Raw genomic sequence first — 2,499 nt, 5'->3', positions numbered from 1 at the left:
TTGTTGCGTGTGACGATAAGATGGCGCTTATTGCTCGCCGAGCTGCTCGATCGCCGAAGCTTCAAGCGATCCCATATGTCTTTCCATGCATTTGCAGTAATAATCCTTGCGGCAGATCGGGCATGGATTGTTCAGGAGACGGTTCACGTCTTCGAGCTTCCATTTCGGATTTTTGCTCATGAACAAGCGAACCTTCGACTGGTCGGGAAGGGTGGCCACAAATTGGTAGAGGCCGGTTTTCTCGTTTTTGTCTAATGCCTCAAGGTCGACAATAGAGGGGTTAAATGCCATGTTATTTTACCACCTATAATTGTATTTTGGGACTATGTAAGAATATCGGGTACCACGAAAGATGTCAAACTTTTGCGGATACATCATTTTATCATGATTTGACCCGAAAGTGAACGACCGCGCTGTATAACATTTTACCCGCGTTTGGATCGAATACGACATGGTGGCTGACCGCATAAACTTCCAGCATCAGCGCCTTATTGTTGTCGATCTGCACGGCGATTGCGCGCTCGAGCGTCTTGAGGTCGTACGCCTCAAAAAATTCAATCTTGTTCCCCAGCCGATCCAGTGAGAAATTCATAGTCCGCTTCCCCGCCTTCAGTGGTTGTTGTTATCGCGATGCTTGTCGAACCGATTATATCATAGCGCTTGCCGCAGCGGGTAGTTCAGCCCCTCCTGCGCTCTCCTCTCTGAAACGGATGCGGGACACCGGGAGGGGCGATGTGTTATAATTTTGAAGGTTAACGATTCGGAAAGTACATACATTTATTACGGTGAGGTTGAAGGAGGCGCTTATGTTGCGTATCGGCGCGATTGAAGCTGGCGGAACGAAATTCGTATGCGGCATTGGGAATGAGAACGGCGTGATCGAGGATCGCGTGAGTTTCCCGACCGAGTTGCCGGAGACGACACTTCGTCATGTAATCGATTATTTCCAAAACAAACAGGTGGATGCGATTGGCATCGGGACTTTCGGCCCAATTGACATCGATCCTTCCAGTCCGACATACGGCCACGTCACAACGACGCCGAAGCCGGGTTGGGGAGGGTATGATTTCCTGGGAACGCTGCAACGCGCGTTCAACGTGCCTTTCGGCTGGGACACCGACGTGAATGCTGCGGCTTTCGGGGAAGCGAAGTGGGGAGCCGCCCAAGGCTTGGACAGCTGCGTTTACTATACGATCGGCACCGGTGTGGGAGTTGGCGTGTATGCCGAAGGCAAGCTTGTCCATGGGCTGCTGCATCCGGAGGGCGGCCATGTTTTGACAAGGCGCCACCCCGAGGATGCGTTTGCGGGGATTTGCCCGTATCACGGCGATTGCCTGGAGGGCATGGCTGCCGGTCCGGCGATTGAAAAGCGCTGGGGCGTCAGGGGCGGGGAGCTGTCGCCGGATCATCCCGCCTGGGCGATGGAAGCGTTCTATATCGGACAGGCAGTAGCGGGTATTATCGTGCTGCTGTCACCGAAGAAGGTTATCCTGGGCGGGGGGGTTATGCACCAGGAGCAGCTGTTCCCGATGATTCGCGCGGAGGTGCAGCGTAACCTGAACGGCTACGTGGCGCATGGCACGGTCCTCTCCGGCATCGATTCCTATATCGTGCCACCGGGATTGGGCGATAATGCCGGTTTGAGCGGCGCCCTGGCGCTAGGATTGGCAGCTGCCGGCCGTTAAAACGACCAGCCGCTGAAGACGCTTCACACGAAAATCCCTCCCGAAGGCGAAGACGCTTGCGTCCGCTTGCCCGGGAGGGATTTTCGCAGGCGGCGCCGCAGCTTTTTCAACCGGAGAAGGGTGGGAAAGCTAGCATGACAATATGGCGATGGTTCGGAAGAATCAGCCGATCCATCGTCGTGGAGAAACGCAAAATCGATTAAAGGCTGGAGCATTCGATGAGCATTTTGCAAAATTTATATACGGCCGTTACCATCCTTAACTTTTTCTTTGCTGCGGCTGTCGTTTTTCTGGAAAGGCGCAACGTCGGCGTCACATGGGCCTGGGTGATGGTGCTGCTGTTTCTGCCGGGTGTTGGCTTTATCCTCTACCTTATTCTCGGACAAAATTTGAGCCGCCGCAAAATATATCGGATCAGCGCGGAAAATAGACTGCGACTGCAGGCGCTGCAACGGGAGCAGCAGTTCCGGTTCACCGAGAGCCGGATCGTGTTCAACGATCCCGCTATGGCGAAATACCGGGATATGATGTATATGAATCTGATGGGCGGCCATGCTTTTTTTACGCAGGACAATGAGGTGGAGGTCTTCACGGAGGGCCGGACGAAGTTCGATGCGCTGCTTCGAGACATCGAGCGGGCGGAGAATCACGTCCATCTGATGTACTTTATCATTCGCGATGATGTGTGCGGCCGCAGGCTGATCGAGGCGCTCGCCTTCAAAGCGCTCGACGGCGTTGAAGTGCGGCTGCTGTACGATCATATCGGCTGTTCGTCGTTGCCCGAGGGCTTTTTCGAGCCGCTGACGGCGGCGGG

At 54.5% G+C, this 2,499-nt stretch carries 4 protein-coding genes; 2 read left to right on the top strand and 2 right to left on the bottom strand.

Features of this window, described 5'->3' with window-relative positions:
- Positions 1–27 precede the first annotated feature (27 nt).
- Together BG52_RS14205 and BG52_RS14200 are read right to left on the bottom strand one after the other, a co-directional pair.
- Entirely contained in the window at positions 28–291 is a 264-nt protein-coding gene (locus BG52_RS14205) for a hypothetical protein (RefSeq protein ID WP_036586293.1), read from the bottom strand.
- Between the two features lie 91 nt (positions 292–382).
- Positions 383–592, bottom strand: coding sequence for a YrzA family protein (locus BG52_RS14200; RefSeq protein WP_036586291.1), 210 nt, complete (start codon positions 590–592; stop codon positions 383–385).
- Positions 593–809: 217 nt separating this feature from the next.
- On the opposite strand from BG52_RS14200, the gene BG52_RS14195 reads away from it, so the two are divergent.
- A complete protein-coding gene (locus tag BG52_RS14195) occupies positions 810–1,685 on the top strand; it encodes an ROK family protein (RefSeq protein ID WP_036586357.1) in 876 nt (291 codons plus the stop codon).
- A 218-nt stretch (positions 1,686–1,903) separates the two neighbouring features.
- The coding region (locus BG52_RS16595; protein ID WP_036667537.1) for a PLDc N-terminal domain-containing protein at positions 1,904–2,499 on the top strand (596 nt) is incomplete at its 3' end.

It is taken from the genome of Paenibacillus darwinianus (assembly GCF_000598065.1).
Classification (GTDB): Bacteria; Bacillota; Bacilli; order Paenibacillales; family Paenibacillaceae; genus Paenibacillus_I; species Paenibacillus_I darwinianus.
The sequence above is the reverse complement of the archived record's forward strand: the minus strand, read 5'-3'. Positions and strand labels throughout refer to the sequence as shown.

Bases quoted from the DNA above. Each gene is read 5' to 3' on its own strand.
- BG52_RS14205 (WP_036586293.1), bottom strand. From the start codon at position 291: ATGGCATTTAACCCCTCTATTGTCGACCTTGAGGCATTAGACAAAAAC.
- BG52_RS14200 (WP_036586291.1), bottom strand. From the start codon at position 592: ATGAATTTCTCACTGGATCGGCTGGGGAACAAGATTGAATTTTTTGAG.